This is a genomic window from Myxacorys sp., assembly GCF_059501405.1.
In genome coordinates, this window is sequence record NZ_JCACCM010000097.1 from 55,777 (window position 1) to 74,309 (window position 18,533).

The 18,533-nt window shown below is 46.5% G+C and carries 17 protein-coding genes; 6 read left to right on the plus strand and 11 right to left on the minus strand.

All coding sequences use genetic code 11. The features are described from left to right. Window positions 1–253: 253 nt before the first annotated feature. The gene (locus AC5I6P_RS11680) at window positions 254–919 is read right to left on the minus strand and encodes an L-threonylcarbamoyladenylate synthase (protein ID WP_495693929.1); all 666 of its coding nucleotides are present in this window, start codon (window positions 917–919) and stop codon (window positions 254–256) included. A gap of 78 nt (window positions 920–997) precedes the next feature. Here AC5I6P_RS11680 and larC point away from each other — a divergent pair, with 78 nt between their 5' ends. After that, the gene (larC, locus tag AC5I6P_RS11685; RefSeq protein WP_495693930.1) at window positions 998–2,353 is read left to right on the plus strand and encodes a nickel pincer cofactor biosynthesis protein LarC; all 1,356 of its coding nucleotides are present in this window, start codon (window positions 998–1,000) and stop codon (window positions 2,351–2,353) included. A gap of 307 nt (window positions 2,354–2,660) precedes the next feature. After that, entirely contained in the window at window positions 2,661–4,586 is a 1,926-nt protein-coding gene (locus tag AC5I6P_RS11690) for a pentapeptide repeat-containing protein (protein WP_495693931.1), read from the plus strand. 116 nt (window positions 4,587–4,702) lie between these two features. On the opposite strand, the gene AC5I6P_RS11695 is transcribed toward AC5I6P_RS11690, so the two are convergent. The 6 genes from AC5I6P_RS11695 to AC5I6P_RS11720 form a co-directional block, all read right to left on the minus strand. Beyond that, window positions 4,703–5,152, minus strand: a complete 450-nt coding sequence (locus AC5I6P_RS11695; protein WP_495693932.1) for a hypothetical protein — start codon at window positions 5,150–5,152, stop codon at window positions 4,703–4,705. 239 nt (window positions 5,153–5,391) lie between these two features. Next, window positions 5,392–5,658, minus strand: coding sequence for a hypothetical protein (locus AC5I6P_RS11700; RefSeq protein WP_495693933.1), 267 nt, complete (start codon window positions 5,656–5,658; stop codon window positions 5,392–5,394). 383 nt (window positions 5,659–6,041) lie between these two features. Further along, window positions 6,042–6,329: a hypothetical protein gene (locus AC5I6P_RS11705; protein ID WP_495693934.1), complete on the minus strand. Its 288-nt coding sequence runs from the start codon at window positions 6,327–6,329 to the stop codon at window positions 6,042–6,044. 18 nt (window positions 6,330–6,347) lie between these two features. After that, window positions 6,348–6,665, minus strand: coding sequence for an NfeD family protein (locus tag AC5I6P_RS11710; RefSeq protein WP_495693935.1), 318 nt, complete (start codon window positions 6,663–6,665; stop codon window positions 6,348–6,350). Between the two features lie 496 nt (window positions 6,666–7,161). Next, window positions 7,162–7,755 (minus strand): DUF6658 family protein, encoded by a 594-nt coding sequence (locus AC5I6P_RS11715; protein ID WP_495693936.1) that lies wholly within the window; start codon window positions 7,753–7,755, stop codon window positions 7,162–7,164. 33 nt (window positions 7,756–7,788) lie between these two features. Further along, complete coding sequence (locus tag AC5I6P_RS11720) at window positions 7,789–8,328, minus strand: DUF6658 family protein (RefSeq protein ID WP_495693937.1); 540 nt, start codon at window positions 8,326–8,328, stop codon at window positions 7,789–7,791. Between the two features lie 395 nt (window positions 8,329–8,723). Here AC5I6P_RS11720 and AC5I6P_RS11725 point away from each other — a divergent pair, with 395 nt between their 5' ends. After that, window positions 8,724–9,662 carry a lysylphosphatidylglycerol synthase domain-containing protein gene (locus AC5I6P_RS11725; RefSeq protein ID WP_495693938.1) on the plus strand — a complete coding sequence of 313 codons (939 nt, stop codon included), beginning with the start codon at window positions 8,724–8,726 and terminating at the stop codon, window positions 9,660–9,662. 120 nt (window positions 9,663–9,782) lie between these two features. Here AC5I6P_RS11725 and AC5I6P_RS11730 read toward each other — a convergent pair whose 3' ends face one another. Then, complete coding sequence (locus tag AC5I6P_RS11730) at window positions 9,783–11,201, minus strand: Sll1247 family protein (protein WP_495693939.1); 1,419 nt, start codon at window positions 11,199–11,201, stop codon at window positions 9,783–9,785. Window positions 11,202–11,546: 345 nt separating this feature from the next. Here AC5I6P_RS11730 and AC5I6P_RS11735 point away from each other — a divergent pair, with 345 nt between their 5' ends. Further along, window positions 11,547–12,572 carry an ABC transporter permease gene (locus AC5I6P_RS11735; protein WP_495693940.1) on the plus strand — a complete coding sequence of 342 codons (1,026 nt, stop codon included), beginning with the start codon at window positions 11,547–11,549 and terminating at the stop codon, window positions 12,570–12,572. Window positions 12,573–12,660: 88 nt separating this feature from the next. Here AC5I6P_RS11735 and AC5I6P_RS11740 read toward each other — a convergent pair whose 3' ends face one another. After that, window positions 12,661–13,599, minus strand: a complete 939-nt coding sequence (locus AC5I6P_RS11740) for a hypothetical protein (protein ID WP_495693941.1) — start codon at window positions 13,597–13,599, stop codon at window positions 12,661–12,663. Window positions 13,600–13,833: 234 nt separating this feature from the next. On the opposite strand from AC5I6P_RS11740, the gene AC5I6P_RS11745 reads away from it, so the two are divergent. Then, entirely contained in the window at window positions 13,834–14,634 is an 801-nt protein-coding gene (locus tag AC5I6P_RS11745; protein ID WP_495693942.1) for a glutathione S-transferase family protein, read from the plus strand. Between the two features lie 53 nt (window positions 14,635–14,687). Here AC5I6P_RS11745 and AC5I6P_RS11750 read toward each other — a convergent pair whose 3' ends face one another. After that, the gene (locus AC5I6P_RS11750; protein ID WP_495693943.1) at window positions 14,688–16,235 is read right to left on the minus strand and encodes an ArnT family glycosyltransferase; all 1,548 of its coding nucleotides are present in this window, start codon (window positions 16,233–16,235) and stop codon (window positions 14,688–14,690) included. Window positions 16,236–16,588: 353 nt separating this feature from the next. Between AC5I6P_RS11750 and AC5I6P_RS11755 the strand changes: the two genes are divergently transcribed. Next, window positions 16,589–18,298, plus strand: a complete 1,710-nt coding sequence (locus AC5I6P_RS11755; RefSeq protein ID WP_495693944.1) for a helicase HerA domain-containing protein — start codon at window positions 16,589–16,591, stop codon at window positions 18,296–18,298. Here AC5I6P_RS11755 and AC5I6P_RS11760 read toward each other — a convergent pair. Then, window positions 18,287–18,424 carry a hypothetical protein gene (locus tag AC5I6P_RS11760; protein WP_495693945.1) on the minus strand — a complete coding sequence of 46 codons (138 nt, stop codon included), beginning with the start codon at window positions 18,422–18,424 and terminating at the stop codon, window positions 18,287–18,289. The genes AC5I6P_RS11755 and AC5I6P_RS11760 overlap by 12 nt on opposite strands. Window positions 18,425–18,533: the final 109 nt, after the last annotated feature.

Sequence of the window (18,533 nt, forward strand, 5' to 3'; positions counted from 1 at the left end):
TGCACATGAGTGTCTACATGTCATTGCCGTATAGCTTCGGGAAAGGTTAGCTGGGCATATGTCAGTTTTTGAGGTGGTTGGAAAAGTTCCCAACCGAAGGAGATCGTTTCAACTGAGGGCAGACGGTTAAAACCGTTTTGTCGTTAGCTAGGGTAAGGAATGTAGACCTAGCGATCGCCTAACTAAGTAATAAATAATACCTTCAATTACATTTCATTAAGTGGACAGTTATTCAGGTGGCAGCTCAAGGTGTTCAGGCAACGCTTGCCCACTCGGAAGCTGCTTGCCATCCTAGACCTTTCCGCACCATCGCTGGCTCGTCGCCCGTCAGATCAAGAATTGTGGATACTGTATAGGACGGTTCTTCTCCGGTATCTACAATAACGTCTACCAAGCGATTCATACTGTCAAATAATTCGGCTAACGACAGGTTTTCTGGATCGCGTACTTTCACTGGAATGGTCTCATCGTCTACTGGAACGTGGGCAGACGTTGAAATCAAAGGATTTCCCATTGCCGATAGCAAGGCCTGACACACAGCACTATCGGGAACGCGAATACCAGTCGTCTTGCGCTTCGGATTCATGACCAGCTTCGGAACTAATTTCGTTGCTGGCAGCAAAAAAGTATAGGGACCCGGAATCAAGCTCCGCATTATACGATAGGCCTGATCAGTCACCACGGCATACTGAGCGATGTCTGAAAGTGAGGGACAGAGGAACGTTAGGGGCTTGTCATTAGACATCTGTTTGAGCTTTCGCACCCGCTCCACGCCAGACTTTGAGTTGAGATCGCAGCCGATCGCATAGACCGTATCGGTCGGATAAAGTACGGTCGCTCCACTCCGCAAGGCATCGACAATTTGATCAACGCTACGAGCTTGTGGAGTGTCAGGATGAATCTTGTAGGTAGTCGCCATAGCTGATTGTTGAAATAGGATATAGGGTGAAACCGGAAGGGCTCCAATTTTTCTAGCCTGTGTCAGTTTTTCTAGCCTGTGCCAGTTCTTCTAGCTTGTAATGGTGTCACAACGATGAGTAAAGTCGCTTACCTTGAGTGTCCGACGGGAATTGCAGGCGATATGTGCCTGGGTGCATTAATTGATGTTGGCGTTCCATTAGACTACCTGACTCAGCACCTTGATCCTTTGGGCATTGCGGGTGAATACAAGCTGTGGACAGAAAGCGTGCAGCGCAATGGACAACGGGCAACCAAGCTACATGTGGACTTGAGTGACGATTCCCCTCACCATTCTGCCTCACAGAGCGCTCACCTATCAAACGCCCCGCATCATTCTCATTCTAAGCAGCGACACTTGCCCGACATTGAACAGATGATTCGCGCAGCCCAGTTACCTACGAGAGCGGAGAAGTGGAGTCTAGCGATTTTTCGCCAACTCGCCGCAGCGGAAGGAGCCGTGCATGGGATTGCACCCAAGCAAGTGCATTTTCATGAAGTGGGAGCAGTAGATGCGATCGTGGATGTAGTCGGCACCTGTTTGGGGTTGGATTGGCTCGACCTTGAAACCTTCTACTGTTCGGCCTTGCCCACGGGAGGCGGCACAATTCGCGCGGCTCACGGGCGTTTACCCGTTCCCGTTCCAGCCGTGCTGAAGCTGTGGGAACTGCGCCAAGTGCCTGTTTACAGCAACGGCATTGAGCGAGAACTCGTGACTCCAACCGGAGCCGCGATCGCAACCACGCTCGCCACACAATTCGGCGCACCTCCCAACATGACCTTACAGAAAGTCGGTCTCGGTGCAGGCTCTCTCGATCTTCCCCTACCAAACATCCTCCGCCTCTGGATCGGAGAGTCCTCTCCCTCAGAAACCCAAACGCCCATTGCTCGATTCTCCCCCTCATCCCTCCTCGCGAAGCGGGTCGAAGACCCCCCTCATCCCTCATCCCTTCCTCTGATCACCGCTCTCGAAACTCAAATCGACGATCTCAACCCTCAGGCGATCGGTTACTTGTTCGATGTCCTCTTCCAGGCAGGAGCCGTCGATGTCTTTACACAAGCGATCGGTATGAAAAAGTCCCGTCCCGGAATTCTACTGACCGTTCTTTGTCCACCAGAAACGGTTCGGGCGTGCGAAACAGTTTTGTTCCGAGAAACAAGCACTCTAGGAATTCGGCATTCTACCCAGGTGAGATCGATGCTGGATCGAGCGTTTCAGCTTGTGGAAACTGAGTATGGACAAGTGAAGATCAAAGTGGCGTCAAGAGAAGGTGCAATCATCAATGTTCAACCGGAATATGAAGACTGTGCTGCGATCGCCCGTCAGCACGGGTTAGCGTGGCGAGAAGTGCATCGCTTGGCGTTGCAGAACTGGTATGGTCAGCAGCCTCAGTAAATGTTTAGAACATCAAGCAAATAAGGCTCATCGTTACACGGTTACTAAGTTATTTTGCAGAACTTTGCCGCTCTCAAATCTACTTCAGAGTGGCACGCCCTGTTAAATCTACGCACTTTTTTCGTCAACAAAACCGATTCTTAAGAATTCTTTCCGTGGGTTTACTGGCCGATCGCAGTGATACTTCAAAATACGGCTACTTCACCCCAATAAGAGATAATCCGATGATGAGTGATGATCGCTCCACTTTGCCAAATCCTGTGAGGGCGCTTTTCTCCGACTCAACCGTGTGGCAACGTAGAAGAACATGTGCAACTTCCAACCGGGCGGCAACTACTCTAGACAAACCTTACGAGGCCAAAACTTACAGGGAGTCGATCTCACTGATGCTGACTTAAGCGGCACTGATCTTCAGGACGCAAATCTGAGCGATGCCAATTTAGAACGGGCAAATCTCAAAGGAGCAACTCTTACCAATGCAAAATTGCTCCGAGCGAATCTCCAGGAAGCCTCTCTTCAACGCTCTTGCCTTTCTCACGCCGATTTGAGCGACGCCAACTTAGACCAAGCCAAACTCGACCATGCGGTGATGGACTACGCTGTCCTCGATCGCGCCTCACTTCAAAGAGCGAGTCTCAATCATGTCAAACTCGACCACGCGAGTCTTCGTCAGGCGACGCTTTGTGAAGCTTCAATGCGGCTCACAAGTTTAAACCACGCTGTGCTTGAGGAAGCAGATTTAAGCCTAGCGATGATGGCAAACGCCTTTCTGAGAGAGGCGAGTCTCAAGAAGGCAGTTTTACAAAGAGCGAGTCTAACCGAAGCAAATCTCAATCGATCGCACCTGAATGACGCAGATCTATTTAATACGCTGCTAATGGGGGCGAACTTAGAATCTGCCTGTTTAGAAAATGCGAATTTGCAAAATGCAACCTTACACGGTGCGTATCTTAGCCGCGCCAACCTGAGAAGGGCAGACTTGAGCAACGCAGGGTTACGTCGCGCCAAGCTCAGAAGTTCGGATCTGAGTTTTGCAACCCTCAGTCAAGCTGAACTACACGGCGCACATCTCAGCTTTGCCAGATTGCATAAAGCCAATTTGAGCCAAGCTAAACTAGAGGGCGCTGATTTAGCAGGGGCTGACCTTAGGGGTGCTGATCTGCCCAATGCATCTCTTAGTCGAGCAAATTTAACCGCCGTAAACTTGAGCCGAGCCAACCTCACCAAAGCCAGACTCAACAGTGCCAATTTAAGCGAGGCAAATTTGTATCGCGCCACCTTAAGAGAAGTGCATTTTGGCGGAGCAAAACTAGCAGGAGCGAATCTAACCTATACCGATTTGAGTCAAGCGCTACTGCGACGAACCAATTTGAATGACGCTGATCTAAGCGAAGCAAATCTGCAAGAGGCGGATCTCAGCCGTGCTTTTCTGAGCGGAGCACAACTTCATCGCGCTGATTTAAGCCATGCTCGTTTAGGAGGAGCAAACTTGCTCTATGCCAACCTAGAATCGGCAAATTTAACGAGCGCAAATTTAAATCGAGCCTACCTGATTTACAGCAACTTCAGTGGAGCTACCTTAGCAGGGGCGAATCTGCGATCAGCGAACTTAACTGGAACCCGACTCAAGGACGCGAATTTAGAATCAGCAAATTTGCTAGGGGCACTCTGGACGAGCGAAACGGATTGGACAAATGCTCAGATTGGCGATGATCGAGGCTATGCGCGATCGCAAGAGCAATCTCTCTTCGCTCAAGGTGCCCTGCGTCAACTGGCCGAAGCCAGTGTTGCCATCGAAGAAGCAAGAATTGATCTCGACGATCGCTTGTCGTGCCTTGAAGATTTACTAGAACGATCGAAGTATCTGCTCAGGCGGTTAGAGCGTACTGCCGAGAAACTAGATAGCCAGACACAACCAGATCTGATTCGCGCCATTAGGACGCGAATTGTGAACTTTGACGAAAATTACGATCGCGCCGTGAACGAAATTAGAGATTACCAACAGTGCATCGAGGCATTAAATGAGGAAAGCCTTCAGCCAGACATCGTGAGAAACTTACTTTTTAGAATTCACCAAAGCATCACTCAGTTGAATCAATACGCAGAGTTGTTTGAGCGGTTATGGGCCCACCAAATTGAAATCAATCACAACGACATCGTGATTGACCTAATTGTGATTGACCCAACCGATTCCTGTGATGAAGACGAGCCAGAGGATGAAGACGAGGAATGAGGCTGAAATGATCTTTAGATTGCCAGCCTATTTTATTCCTGTGGATGCGATAGGTTCGCGTCGGGACATGGCAGTGCCGTGCCCGTGGGTCTGTAGCGAGTATGTTTGAAATGGCGCTAGTCTCCTTTGCTGGGTGGAAGCAAGTTACGAGTGATGACGTAACAGAGTCCTGCACAACCAGACACTAGCGCCACCAGAAGCGCATTCTCCATCGGTTCTGAATAGGCTTCTCGGATACCAAAGGCGGGCAACGACACTAACGCCATCAGCCAAAACGGCGCGGTTCTTGCGGAGTTGCGCTTTGCGCTAATCGCCATCGCTACAATCAACGACCAGAGCGCGATCACGCGATCGTTCAACGCATATCTGAGCCGACTCCGCGCTTCATCGGCTACAAAATCCGCTCTTCCAATTCCGCGCCGATTTAGGTAGTTCTCAGTCGATTGAACCGAGGACTGGGCTAAATGGGCATGGTGATCAGCCTCAGCTGACGCCATTGGCGCAATTTGAATTGCCATCTCATCAATGTTGTGCCGATTAAGATACTCTCCAGTGGACAAAGCCATAACACCTCAACCTATCCGTAATTTCAGGAAAGTGACTCCTCATTCCACAGGATCAACTCCGTGGGTTAGATTGCTCTAACCATCTCGATAGGTTCGCTGAAGTTAATCACCGTCCTGAAATTACAAGTGGATTTAGAAAGGTTGGATCTGGAAAGCTGAAGTTAGAAAGATGAGCCTGAACGAGATTGAGAAATTGTCTAACAAGGTGTCTAACATACTGAAAATGTAAGTACTGAAAATTAAGTAATGACGATCTCTTTGATCACGCGATCGTCTTGCACAACCCCAAGGCTCCGACCTTTTAGCTTCTCTTCGTGGGCAATGCCGTAAAGAGCTAGACCAGTTCGCAGCACCTCCGCCATGTTCTTATCCTCAGCTTCCGCCAGTTCTTGAAGTAACGTATATGCTTCTTCAGAGAGGTCAAGATTTAGACGCTTTCTGACCTTGGATGCAACATGCGGCTTAGTTTTATGGTTTGCCACAGAAGCGTTTTTGTTATCCGCCATAACTATCCTTTTTCGTCTCGACTATGCGTTCCCAGGCATTTCCCGATTCATTGAATTTGAGGCATGAAACCAGGGCAGTAGGGGGGATCTGACTACGACTGGCGTTTGGCACAAACTCTGACAAGAATCAATTCGAGCATTATTGAGCAATTATTCTGCTAGGTGTAATGCCTGTCCTTGATCTTCCATACAACTCTACTTTGAAGTTCAAAATTTGTATCTGTTAGTAGACAGAACTACACAGAATCTACATAATTATTATATCTCTTGCTTAGTCTTGTTTGTGGGTTAGAACTTAGATAGAACCCTGTTTCCAGCAGTACGATAGAACAATGAAGCCTGCACCAAGCTGGCAATCTAGCTTAGTGCAGGCAAAAGGGGATTTAAGGCTCGATCATCCTACTACAAAAATCTGAGTTGGGAACCTCTTCTCCGTCTTTGCTGGTTTGGGCAAGCTGAACGAAGAGGATAGACGAGGCGCCGAAGGAGCGTGCGATCTGCTGACGAGTCATCTTAGGCTGACGGCGCAGCAAGTGTTGGATGGAAATGCGATCGCGCGGATGCGGCTTAGAGCAAGGCGTTGCCCACCGAGACTTTACCCACTGCGAGCAGAAGCAACCTGTAGAATCAGACCTTCGATTTGAACCCCTAGTGAACCTGCGGTTTTCCATAAGATTCTCCTACAACAATTAGGCTACGTCTGAAGCATTCGTCAAACCATTAAGCGAAACTGGCTCAACTACCAAAGTGATGTTGATCGTTTCGATGACTCGCACTTGGGTTCCGGCGGGCAATACGATGTCATGGGGGCAGACGGCATCCCACCAGGTAGCTCGGTACTCCACGCGACCCGGCTGCTGAGGGTGAATCGTCTTTGACACGGTGCCGATATCGTCCCGCAGGCGGTATTGCGATACTGCTACGGATAGAGTTGCAAATTCTAGAGAATTCTGAGGTTGCTTTGAGCGAAAACGCTTGAACAAATTTAGGAAATTGGGAGCTTTCATTCGTTCCTCCGTGAAGATTTAGTTAGGTTTCACGATGAACTAATCGTTAGCAAGCATAAGAGCGCTCTGAAATAGACTCAATATAAATCGAGCTTGCATTCAGTTTTTCTAACCGTTCCTCACATCGTCTGCACCCTTTCAATGCTGTGGATGTTGCATCATGATGATATAAACCTTGGATGAAAAATCAGCTTTATTGGCGGATTAATTGTAAATATAATCCTATTTTAATGGTGTGTCAATTACCCCAAAAGATACATAAAATTTGTGCAGCATCATTAACCAAAGCGAACGGTCGGTTGCTGCGCTAAAATTGCTCACGAAAAAAGCCAGATATCACATCTGGCTTAACTACCTGGATATTCACTTCTACAGACTGTGCATTAATCCATGTTGCCTAACAGAAATCGCCTTGCCAAGTCTCTTAGCATGTCTTGCTATCAGACGAATGGTCAACTGTAGATTACTACCTACTGGACTGTAGACTGCCTACTAATTAGTCTGCTGCCTTGCCCTTAATGCCTTCGCCAGTGCGTCTTGAGCTAGTAGAAACCGTGTCTCCTGCGCCCACTACATTGTCTTTCACATCGCTAGCACCCTTGCTGATGCGATCGCCCAATTCCTGTGCTTTCTCAACCGCACGCTCACCGCTTCCGACAACGCGATCGCCAGTGGCTTTGAGTTCATCCTTACCATCATCAAGAAAGCGTCCTTTCAGCTTGTCTCCCACCTCTTGCGCCCGTTCTGGGCCACGGCCATTGTCCCAAACCTTCTCCGCGTAGTCTTTCGGGCTCTTTGCCTTCATAGCATCAGCGTTGTCAATCAGCTGCTGTACCCGGCCCTCGGTGCCCTCAACCGCTTTTCCCGAAGGGGCTGCATCGGTGAAGTTGTTCATGCCGCCTTCGTAGGGCTGGTTTTGCCCAGCAGGATTAGGGCCACCATCGCCAGAAGGTGTTTTGACCGAATTAGACATTTTTGCCTGTGCTGGACCGCTACAAGCTGTGTTGAAGAGTAACACCGCGCCCATCAGAAAGGCGGTTAGAACTTGTGTCAGACGAATGGATTTGATGAAAGACATGATTTTGCTCATAAGATTCTCCGTGTAATTTCAAGTGATAGCGGTTTACTGACCGATTGCTGGATTTGCCTTTGCTTCAGGACGAGCGGAACCTTCCTCTGCCGTCTTCTCCAAAAATGTAGAGGCATCTTTGAAGGCTTCATTAACTCGCTCTAAAATTTTTGCATCAGGATTGCTGCGCTCAAGCATAGGTTGCTTGTCGTTTGGCAAATCTGACAAGTTTTTCGGGGTTCTGTAGCCAATATCTGGATTGCTAGCTTCAGAGGTTCGATCTCCCGGATAAAGTAAATCTGAAGAGTTACTCTTAATCGAGGTACTTGCAATCACGCGATCGGAAAGCAAGTTCGATTGAGGCTTACCGTTTACTTTAGGATCAGTAGACATTTTGTAATTTGTATATCCGTCCCCATTCTTGGTGTGAGGGTTGTTGTTGCCCCCCATCTGAACAGGCAGATTGTTTGGACGTGCGCCCTGAGCAGTTTCATTGCTACAAGCCGTGTTTAATAGCAAGATAAATCCTGCGAAAACAGTTACTAAGAACTGTCCTACTCTTAGTTTTTTCAAGAATTCTGCTAGTCTTTGCATACGCTACTCCTGCTAATTTAAGCCTTAGTAATTGGGCTTAAAACTTCCACATAGACAGTGACGGGTCAAATTCCCCTTTCAAGGAAAATTTGGCTCCAACTTAGTAGGCTCAAACAGCCTAGAAGCCGAAACCTGATTTGCGTCAGTTGTCATTCGCGTATCAACAGTACAAAGCCAGAGACAAGGTACGCCTCTAACGTAGGTTCCATTCTCTGAAGGATGGTGGGTAGAGAGATTCTAACTTCGGACAGAGTTTAACGACATCGAAACGGCGGCAACCGGTTTTCCAAGCTTTAGAGAAGTTCGGTTTGCGGAGTCCCGAGGAGGGCATAGCCTGCTGTAAAAGGTTGCCTTTGTGACTTAAGGTTAGATCGGAGCAAACCTGATGGGACGCTATGAAAGATCTGCGATCGCGGCTCGCTTGGGTCAGTCAACCTCGATTCAAGACCGGAATACGCTGGCTAATTATTGGCGCAGTGTTGTATTTCTTAACAAGAACATTACACAATCATTGGCAAGAAGTTGCTCAAATTCGGATTGAAAGAGCTGGCTGGGCGAGTTTAGCGATCGCAACCGGGATTACACTATTTGCTCACATGTTCACTGGCTATGTCTGGACGTGGATTTTGCAGGAACTGAGGCAACCTGTGAGCGGTGCGTGGGGAGTACAGGTTTATCTCAAAACGAATCTTGCTAAATATTTGCCTGGAAATGTCTGGCATTTCTATGGACGAGTTTCGGCGGCTAAGAAAACGGGCATCGCGGTAGAAGTTGCGACGTTGAGTGTCTTGCTAGAGCCTCTGCTGATGGTTGCTGCCGCTTCTACTGTGGGGCTGGTTAGTTTCTCGCAACTCGATATTCATAGATTTGCGCCCCTTGTGCAAGTTGTCCTTTTGATCGGAACTCTGAGCGTGGTGCATCCACGGGTTCTAAACGTCTTGCTCCAACAAGTGGCAAAGCTTAAAAAAACCTCGCTCAATTCTGCTCCAACTCGGATTCGACGCTACCCTATATTGCCATTATTAGGAGAAGTCGGATTTCTGCTCCTACGATCGCTCGGATTTATCGCTACGTTCCTCGCGATCGCGCCTGCTAGAGTAGACCAGTTTCCGCTTCTCGTTGGCTCGTTTACCTGGGCGTGGCTGATGGGGTTCATCATTCCGGGTTTGCCTGGAGGAGTTGGAATTTTTGAAGTAACTGCGATCGCAATCTTAGGACAACATTTCCCACCTGCCCAAGTTCTAAGCACAGTTGCCCTTTACCGTTTAGTTAATACATTAGCCGAAACCCTTGGAGCAGGACTCGTGATCATCGACGAAAGACGGCAACTTTAGCATTCTTACGTTGAGTTCAGAATAGAATCGTTTGAGCTACTGATTGTTTTAGGTTTCTCTTAAAGTTCATCAATAATAATAAAGTTCATCAATAATAACTGCCTTAGAAGAACTTACGATTTATTCGCACTCGTTATTACTTTCTAGAACAGAACTTTCTAGAACAGAACTTTCTAGAACAGGAATTGACTTCGTTTGTGCAAAAATTCGGTAATCATCTAACGCTAGATCTGTCTGAACTGATGGATCTGACTCATCCATCTTAACCAAATTGTAATGAACGTTTTCTGCATAGATGGTGAACGTCACATTGAAGATCTCTAGAAAATTGACAATCCATCGACACTCCTCTTCTGGATAGTCTTCGTAGTATCGAATTAGTTCCGCAACCCTTGCTTCAAGGTGATTTCGAGAATTTCTACAAATTAGAATAAGCTTGAGAAGCAAAATCACCAAGGTCATCGGATTGCCTGGAGAAAGCAAAAGAATAAAGAGTGAAGATGGGTCTTGCTTATTTTCAGTGGTAAGGTATTCAATAATTCGATTGCACGTTCTAAGAATTAACGCGTCATTAATTAATTCTTCATCATAGTCTGAATAAAGTGCACTGAGTTTCTCTGCCAATCTACTTTGTAATGCTTCTGCAAATGCGCTTTTTTCGGTTGAAAAAATTAGGTACTTCTGTAGGCTTTTTTTAAACTCTTGATAGCTTAAGTACTGAGTTTGTTTAAGAAAAATATTTGCCAAATTAGCATAGCTAAATCGTCCTCGCTTGGCAACAATTGTTTTTATTAAGAGCAGAGCATTTTCACCTAATTCGGTAGGATTTTTAGGAACTTTTTCAGGACTTCTTGCCGTTTGAGACTTAACAATATACATTGCTAAATCAAACTTAAATCGCTCTTTTAGACGTTTTGCTAATGCTCTTGCTGCTTCTCGTTGCTCAACTGGATTCTGTGGATCAACAAATTGAGGAACTAATAGATATGATACATATCGATTTGTCCAACGTTTCTGAGTATTTTGCTGCTCATCATATCTTGAAGCAAATAACTTTAAATCCTCGTAATCTTTACTTTGACTAAAATTGGTAACCCAGGCCTTTAACCGTCTTAAGGTTGGAGAAATCGTTTGCTGTTGAAGCGTAGAAGCCGTGAAAAGTTGAACCAAGTCTTGAATTGACTTGTAATGGCGTGCTGCATCCCAGTTGTTTACTAGAATGTAACAACAGCGCTTTAGCGTATTTCTAAACTCCGTTTCGTCGTTCTTAAGAACAAGCTCGTATACTGCCTGAACTGTGTGTGAACTTGTCGAGCCAACCTGACAGAAAAAGAGCCGCTTAAACTCTAATAAAACTTCTTCAGGAGGCCATTTTTTAACAATCTCTAGTAAGAATTGATAGAGAATTTCTTGCGAGGGTTGAGCCTTTTGTTCAAGGTCAGAGCGTTGCGAAATAGAACTGTTTTCCAATTCAGTTTCGACAGAATTGCTCTGTGCCCCATGCTCAGGCGGTTTAGCCTCCTTTGGTAGCGACTGCATGCCCCTTGCGTCAGCCGGATAGTTGCTCTGATTGTCTGACGTTGTACTCATGTCTATCTCAGCATCAGTTTATGAGGTGTGCCGACCGTTTTGTCCTGTAAGATGAGCAAAACTAACCTGGAGTATTGCCCATCGGACTGCTCTGACTTTACGCCTACGCGGATCTTGTCTCCTACCCTTCAGTAATGCCCACAGAGGTCGCGATCGCATCACTTACAGCCAAATCAAAAAAGCTGAGATTTTATGAAAAGATGTAGGTTTCAATCTAGATCAACCTTAAAAGGATGGGGAACCGTACCCTTCTTCAGCCGTCTAACCGATTTCTAAAAAACTTCTCGTGCGCTTATGTCTCGTTCAAGCTCCCTCCGTTACTATATTTTGACGCGCCTGATGCTGGCTCCGCTGATGCTGTGGCTGATCACCACACTGGTGTTCTTGTTGCTCAGAGCGACACCTGGAGACCCGATCGACGCTCTCTTAGGTCCTCGCGCCCCTCAAGCGGCAAAAGATGCCTTGCGCGAGCAGTTGGGATTAAATAAATCACTGCTATTTCAGTATTTCGACTACATGGGATCGCTGCTGCGTTTCGACTTGGGTAAATCGCTGACAACGCAAGGGCAGAGCGTTTGGGAAATTATTACCAAGTTCTTTCCAGCGACGGTTGAACTCGCGATCGTCAGTATGGCGATCGCGCTGATTGTGGGAATTACCGTTGGCGCTATTTCTGCCTCGCGCCCTAATACGCGGCTCGATGCAGGGGGACGGCTATTCGGAATCGTGACCTATTCTATTCCGATGTTTTGGTTTGGAATGCTGCTACAGTTAGTTTTCTCAGTGCAGTTGGGTTGGTTCCCTTTAGGGACTAGGTTTCCGGTGACCGTTTCTGCACCTGAAGGACTGACAGGACTGTATACGATCGATAGCTTGCTGAGTGGAAACATTGCTGGATTTTTTACTGCACTGTACTATTTGGCGCTTCCAGCCATTACATTAGGCGTTCTGATTAGTGGAATTTTTGAGCGAATTGTTCGGGTTAATTTGAGACAGACTCTGCAAGCAGAATATGTTGAAGCGGCGAGAGCGAGAGGAATTCCTGAATCAAAAATATTGATCAATCATGCGTTAAAGAACGCATTGATTCCGGTCATTACGATTTTAGGATTAACGCTTGCTGCAATGTTGGGCGGCGCCATTCTTACAGAAGTGACATTTTCTTGGCCCGGACTTGCTAATCGGCTCTACCGCGCCATTGCTCAACGGGATTATCCAACCGTTCAAGGAATTGTTGTTTTCTTTGCAGCGATCGTTGCGATCGCAAGTATCGCGATCGACATCATCAACGCTTACATTGATCCACGAATCCGCTACTAATAATTATCTGCTACCCATTAAATGCGGGGAGATGAACCAAAACGATTCATCTCCCCGCTCGCTGTCAGGGTCTTATTTCTCTAAGGTACTACCGGGGCAAGCATTCCGTTGGGATCGGTGCAGCAGCCTGATTAGAGGTCGTCGAATTATTAGACATAGAACTGTTGTTCATCGTAGAACTATTGTTCATCATAGAACTGTTGTTCATTGAGTTGTTCATCGAAGTGTTCATCGAACCTGAGTTCTGATTGCGTCGCAGATTCGCATCAATGTTCAGCGATGCTTCACGCCCTGAGGTTCCAGCAGGACCGTTCGCCCGATACGCAACAGCTGCACTAGGATTATCTCCAGAGAACTGTCTATACTCACCTTGCATCGAGTTGCCTGCCGAAGCACTTCTCATTGAGTTGCCCATCATTGAGTTGCTCATTGAAGTACTTCTCATTGAGTTACTCATCGAACCTGAGTTGCGATCGCGCCTTAGGTTGGCGTCAATATTGGCGCTTATTTCGCGCCCTGAGGTTCCAGCAACACCATTTGCCCGATACGCAACAGCCGCACTGGGATTGTCACCCGAAAACTGTCTGTACTCGCCTCTTGTTGAACCATCCGTCGAGCCGGAAGCCATAGAATTCGACGTGTTATTCGACGTATTGTTAGACTGCTGACTTGAAGAAGTTTGAGCATCAATAGACGTCGTTACTTGGCGTCCTGTCGTCCCTTTCGGACCATCGCCAACAGCCGCACCAGTGCTATTAGCTTGAGTCGATTGCGGTGTAGAAGAATTATCTCCAGTCGTTGAGGAGCCGCTCACAGGTCCGCCAATCCCGCCATTGACATAACCTGCACACCGATCCGACGTTCCATTCGCGGGAGTGCGATTAGAAGGGGCTTCGTTAGGAACAGACTGATTAGGACTGAGAGTGGGGCTTCCTGAGGACTGTGCTAAAACAGGCAGACCTAATAATGCAGAAGCACTTGCTGCTCCTAACAGAGCAATAGCTTGTTTCAGATTAAATGAATTCATCGGACGCTCCAAAATTCTTGGTATGTAATAAGTGAAATGTAATTTTTGTTACTGTTTAAGAGTAAGAGCTACAAGTAGGAAGATTCTCTGTCTTTGGAATCAATTGCTCTCTCTCTTCAGTTGGATTGCGCTTAACAGGTTCTAAAATTTAACTCTAGCTTGATGTTATTTGGTTAATCTAGACTTAGGCTGAAAGCTAGTTACTCTCTTGCAATCTGTACTTGGAGGCTCATAATGATTGAGTTATATCAGTTTGAACTATCGCACTATGTCGAAAAGATCCGGCTGATTCTGGATTACAAAGGGTTGGAATATCGAAAGATTAATGTCACTCCTGGTATTGGGCAGATTGAGTTATTTCAGATGTCAGGTCAGCGTCAGGTTCCGGTGCTAAAAGATGGTAGCGAAATCATTGCAGATTCAACTGCGATCGCAGAATACCTCGATCGGAAATATCCTGAGAAGCCCCTTATTCCCTCTGATCTTAAGCAAAGGGGCTTGTGTTTACAGATGGAGCAGTGGGCAGACGAATCGATCGGGCTAAATGCTCGTAAGGCCCTGATTGGTGCGATTGGCAAAAATCAAAATTTCCGCACTGCCGTTCTTCCCAATTCCACCCCGGATATTCTTAAGACCGTGGTTGGCTCCATTCCAAGCGACTTTTTTAGTGTTCTCGGTCTTGGCGTCGGAATGGGACCCGATGCGGTCAAACAGGCTGAGGCCGAACTGAAACATAGTCTAACGGCGCTGTGTTTTATTTTGCAGGAACAGCCTTATCTCGTGGGCGACGAGCCGACATTGGCAGATTTTGCGGTGGCGGGTTTGACGATGTACATCAAATTCCCGAAGGGTCCTTATCTAGATATTCCCCAGGGGCTAAAAGATCAAGGTGTTCCTGGAATTGCTGATGTGGGAACGTTTGAGCCATTCTTCACATGGCGCGATAAGCTTTACACTGACTTCCGTAAGACGTTTGCTAATACAGGTTATTCGAGTTCTAGTGGCTCTGCTCCAACGTCAATCAATATTGACTAAACAATAACGACAAACAATTTTTATCAATCGTAGAAGCATTCCAAGTAACGTTTCTACGATTGATTTTTGCAAACCCAAACATCATAGAATTCGGTTTGCTCTCGCCGTTCATATTGTTGTCTGAATTCTTGTTTAAATTGATCGCTAAATAGCTTTTGAAGCGGGGGATAGTAGCTGTAAACCTCGAAGGGTTTTTCATTTTTAGGAATTAACCAGCTTTGAATTCGGCATGTTCTAATAGCGTTCAGCGTATTCTCAGGTGTATTGTTGAGTCCTGATGCTTGCATTTCCATTAGTGATGCAGAATCTAACAAATAAGGATTGTTTGCAAACACTAACATAGGTCGGTAAGCCGCTAGAGGGTAACTTGATCCATACCCCATCGCAATTCCATTATCATTAGCCTCACTTTTTCCATAGACTTGCATAACCCGCTTAAGGTCTTGCACAACGCGATTGGCTTTGCCAAGCTCCAAAGGATTACTCGTTCCATTCACCAATCGCAATAACGGCACTTCAGTTGAATATACAGTGAGAGAAATTGATACTATAAATGCCAATGCAGCACTGATACTAAGGAAAGTCACAAATTTAACCCATTGCTTATGGCTGCGCTCATGGGGCTGCGAACTCTTCTCAATCAAATCGCTTAATAAATAAATGAATAGTGGAACAAACGGAAGCATATTATTTTCCAATGCTCCACGCGTTGCACCCGCGATCGCAGTCACTCCAATACAAGGAATAAGAACAAGCAAATATGCTCCGTGCTGCCAGAGCCATTGTTGGAAGTATTGTGCATTTGTGCAGAGCAGTTGCAACGCCGCGATCGCAGTTGGTACACTGATATATCCCATCCACAATAAGTTCTTCGTCACCTGTTCGGGGTTGATCCCTTTGTGTCCGACTTGACGCAGCCAGATTAAATAATTAGTGAGTGAGACATTTGAGCAGAGCATAAAGGGAGCAAGCGCCACGGCTCCAGATCCGATGAACGAAACAAAGGTATAACCAAGTCCGAAGCGTTGGAGTAGCAACACGTAAATCGGTAAGAAATGAAGCAGCGCTGTAATTTTGAGATTAGTGCTGATGCCGAGTGCGATCGCGCTTCCTATAAGAGCGCCCCATTTGTTTCCATAAGCCGCTAAAAATAGTCCCACCGTTGTGCAAAGCAGCAGCAGCGAATCAGGTCTCACCCAAAATGAGGATGTTACAAGTCCTGTTGCCGAGGTTAGAGCGAGAAACCATAAGCTAGTCAATCCACATCCTAAAATTGCCAAACTAAAGTTTAGGCGTTGTTTAAACAGTAGAAAGCTAACAAATAAGCTCAATATTCCTGCTAAACAACCTGCAAGTTTTACACTAAAGAAGCTGGGTTGAAGTACGTTAAGAAATAGCCCTTGAATAATATATAAAGATGAACCGTAATTATTGATATAACGCTCTGCGGCATCAAGGGCAGGATAGAGCGGATGTCCGGTTTGAAAGAGCCAAGATACAGATGCAACATTCGCTTCAGCCGGATCAGCAAATGTAGGAGAAGCAAGATAAGTAATAACGAAACACAAATAATTTAGAATTGGAGCGAATGCAGCGATCACGAAACCAATCTGAACTTTTCGAGACTTAAGATTTAGTCGAGTTTTAATGGGTAGAAGAAGAACCGTAAATATCGCTCCAACCAAACCAAACTGAAGAAACAGTAGCCAAGATTGTTCGATGGGAAGTCTCTGGCTTAAAAATGTTGTTAGGTTTATGAACGGGTTGAACGAATTCATTGTCAGACAGCTTATTTTTCACAAGGCACGTATAGCACAATTTTTAATGTAGAAAGCAAAACAGAAACGATTTGAGATTGGCGTTTTTAGTACATCTGACCCAACATGTTTTAAGATCAACACGTACCTTCTAAACAACACCTCATAATTACGCATTCCAAACTACACATTAGATTATGGATAAGCCATTAGGGTCAGTCATTCAAGGGTCGTTAAGCAAAGGTTTGGAGGTACGGCTTCATCCTGATGTGTCCGTCGAAGAAATGCGAGTTGGTAAGTTTTTGGTAGTTCAGGGAGTGCGATCGCGCTTCTTCTGCATGTTGACGGACGTATCGCTCGGCACTGCAAGTCAACGCATTCTGGCAAATCCTCCCGAACCGAACAATTTCTTTCTACAAGAAGTACTGGCAGGCAGTGGTACTTACGGCACGATCGAACTTTCGCCGATGCTGATGTTCACGCCTCAAGAGGGAACAGAGGTAAAGCCAGCGACGAATGGAAAGAAGAAGACCTCAAAGTTAGCATCGTTCGAGTCCAACACTGGTGAAGCCATAGAATTGCTTCCCGTTAAGACGATTCCAAGCCACTTTAGTCAGGTGTTTGACGCCAGTGAACGTGACTTTCGCGCGGTGTTTGGCTGGGAAGACGACCCCCACCGACGCAACTTTGCGATCGGGCAACCGATTGATATGGAAGTTCCGGTTTGTCTAGACCTCGATCGCTTTGTCGAACGCAGTAACGGCGTTTTTGGTAAATCTGGAACCGGAAAATCCTTTTTGACACGCTTGCTCCTCGCTGGCATTGTTCGCAAACAAGCCGCCGTCAATCTCATTTTTGATATGCACTCCGAATACGGCTGGGAGGCAGCTCGCGAAGGCAAACAGTTCAGCACAGTCAAAGGCTTGCGTCAATTGTTTCCGGGACAAGTTCAAATTTTTACCCTCGATCCGGAATCGACCAAACGCAGAGGCGTTCGAGATGCTCAAGAACTATACGTGAGCTACGACCAAATCGATGTCGAAGATTTGATGCTAGTGCGCGGCGAACTGAATCTTTCGGAAGCGAGTTTAGAAAACGCTGTTATTCTACGAAACGAATTTGGTAAATCGTGGATTAATCGCCTACTGACGATGAGTAACGGCGAAATTCAAGAATTTTGTGAAACTAAGATGGGCAGCAAGTCTTCCATCATGGCATTACAGCGCAAACTGAATCGGTTGGATGACCTCAAATATATTCGCAGCAGTTGTCCTCATAATTACGTCAGTCAGATTCTAGAGGCCATCGAAAGTGGAAAGCATGTGGTGATTGAGTTTGGTTCTCAGTCAAACATGCTGTCGTATATGCTGGCGACAAATATTATTGCCCGCCGAATTCACCAAGCTTACGTGCGGAAAGCAGAGTATTTTTTGCAAACTAAAGACATCAAAGACCGTCCGCAGCAATTGGTAGTCACAATCGAAGAAGCCCATCGATTCCTCGATCCATCTACTGTGGGGCAAACTATTTTTGGTACGATCGCGCGGGAAATGAGAAAGTACTTTGTGACTCTGTTGGTCGTCGATCAGCGTCCATCAGGGATCGATAATGAAGTCATGTCTCAAATCGGAACTCGCATTACTGCTCTGCTCAACGATGAGAAAGACATTGAAGCCATCTTTACAGGCGTTTCCGGCGGGCAGAGTTTGCGATCGGTGTTATCCAAACTCGACTCCAAACAGCAAGCCCTAATTCTAGGTCATGCGGTTCCCATGCCTGTGGTCATCCGCACTCGCCCCTACGACGAAACGTTCTACGCCGAAATTGGCGATACGGCTTGGGAAGAATTGCCCGATGAGAAAGTCCTTCAAGCGGCCCAAGCCGCAAAAGCGGATTTAGGCTTCTAGAATGCGCTGCTCCGTCTTGTCGCGATCGTCGCAGAAATTGGTAATGAGCAATCCTCTGGCGATTGGCAAAGCCAATCGCCGTTTTGTCATGCTGATCATCTCTTGGAGTCCAGTACGAGTAGACATGGATTCCATGCACCGACTTCTGCCCAGACTGATTCAAGAAGTTCCCTTAGATACGGGAGTTTTCCGAGACATCACTATACTTTATATAAATAGAGCTTACATATTTGCG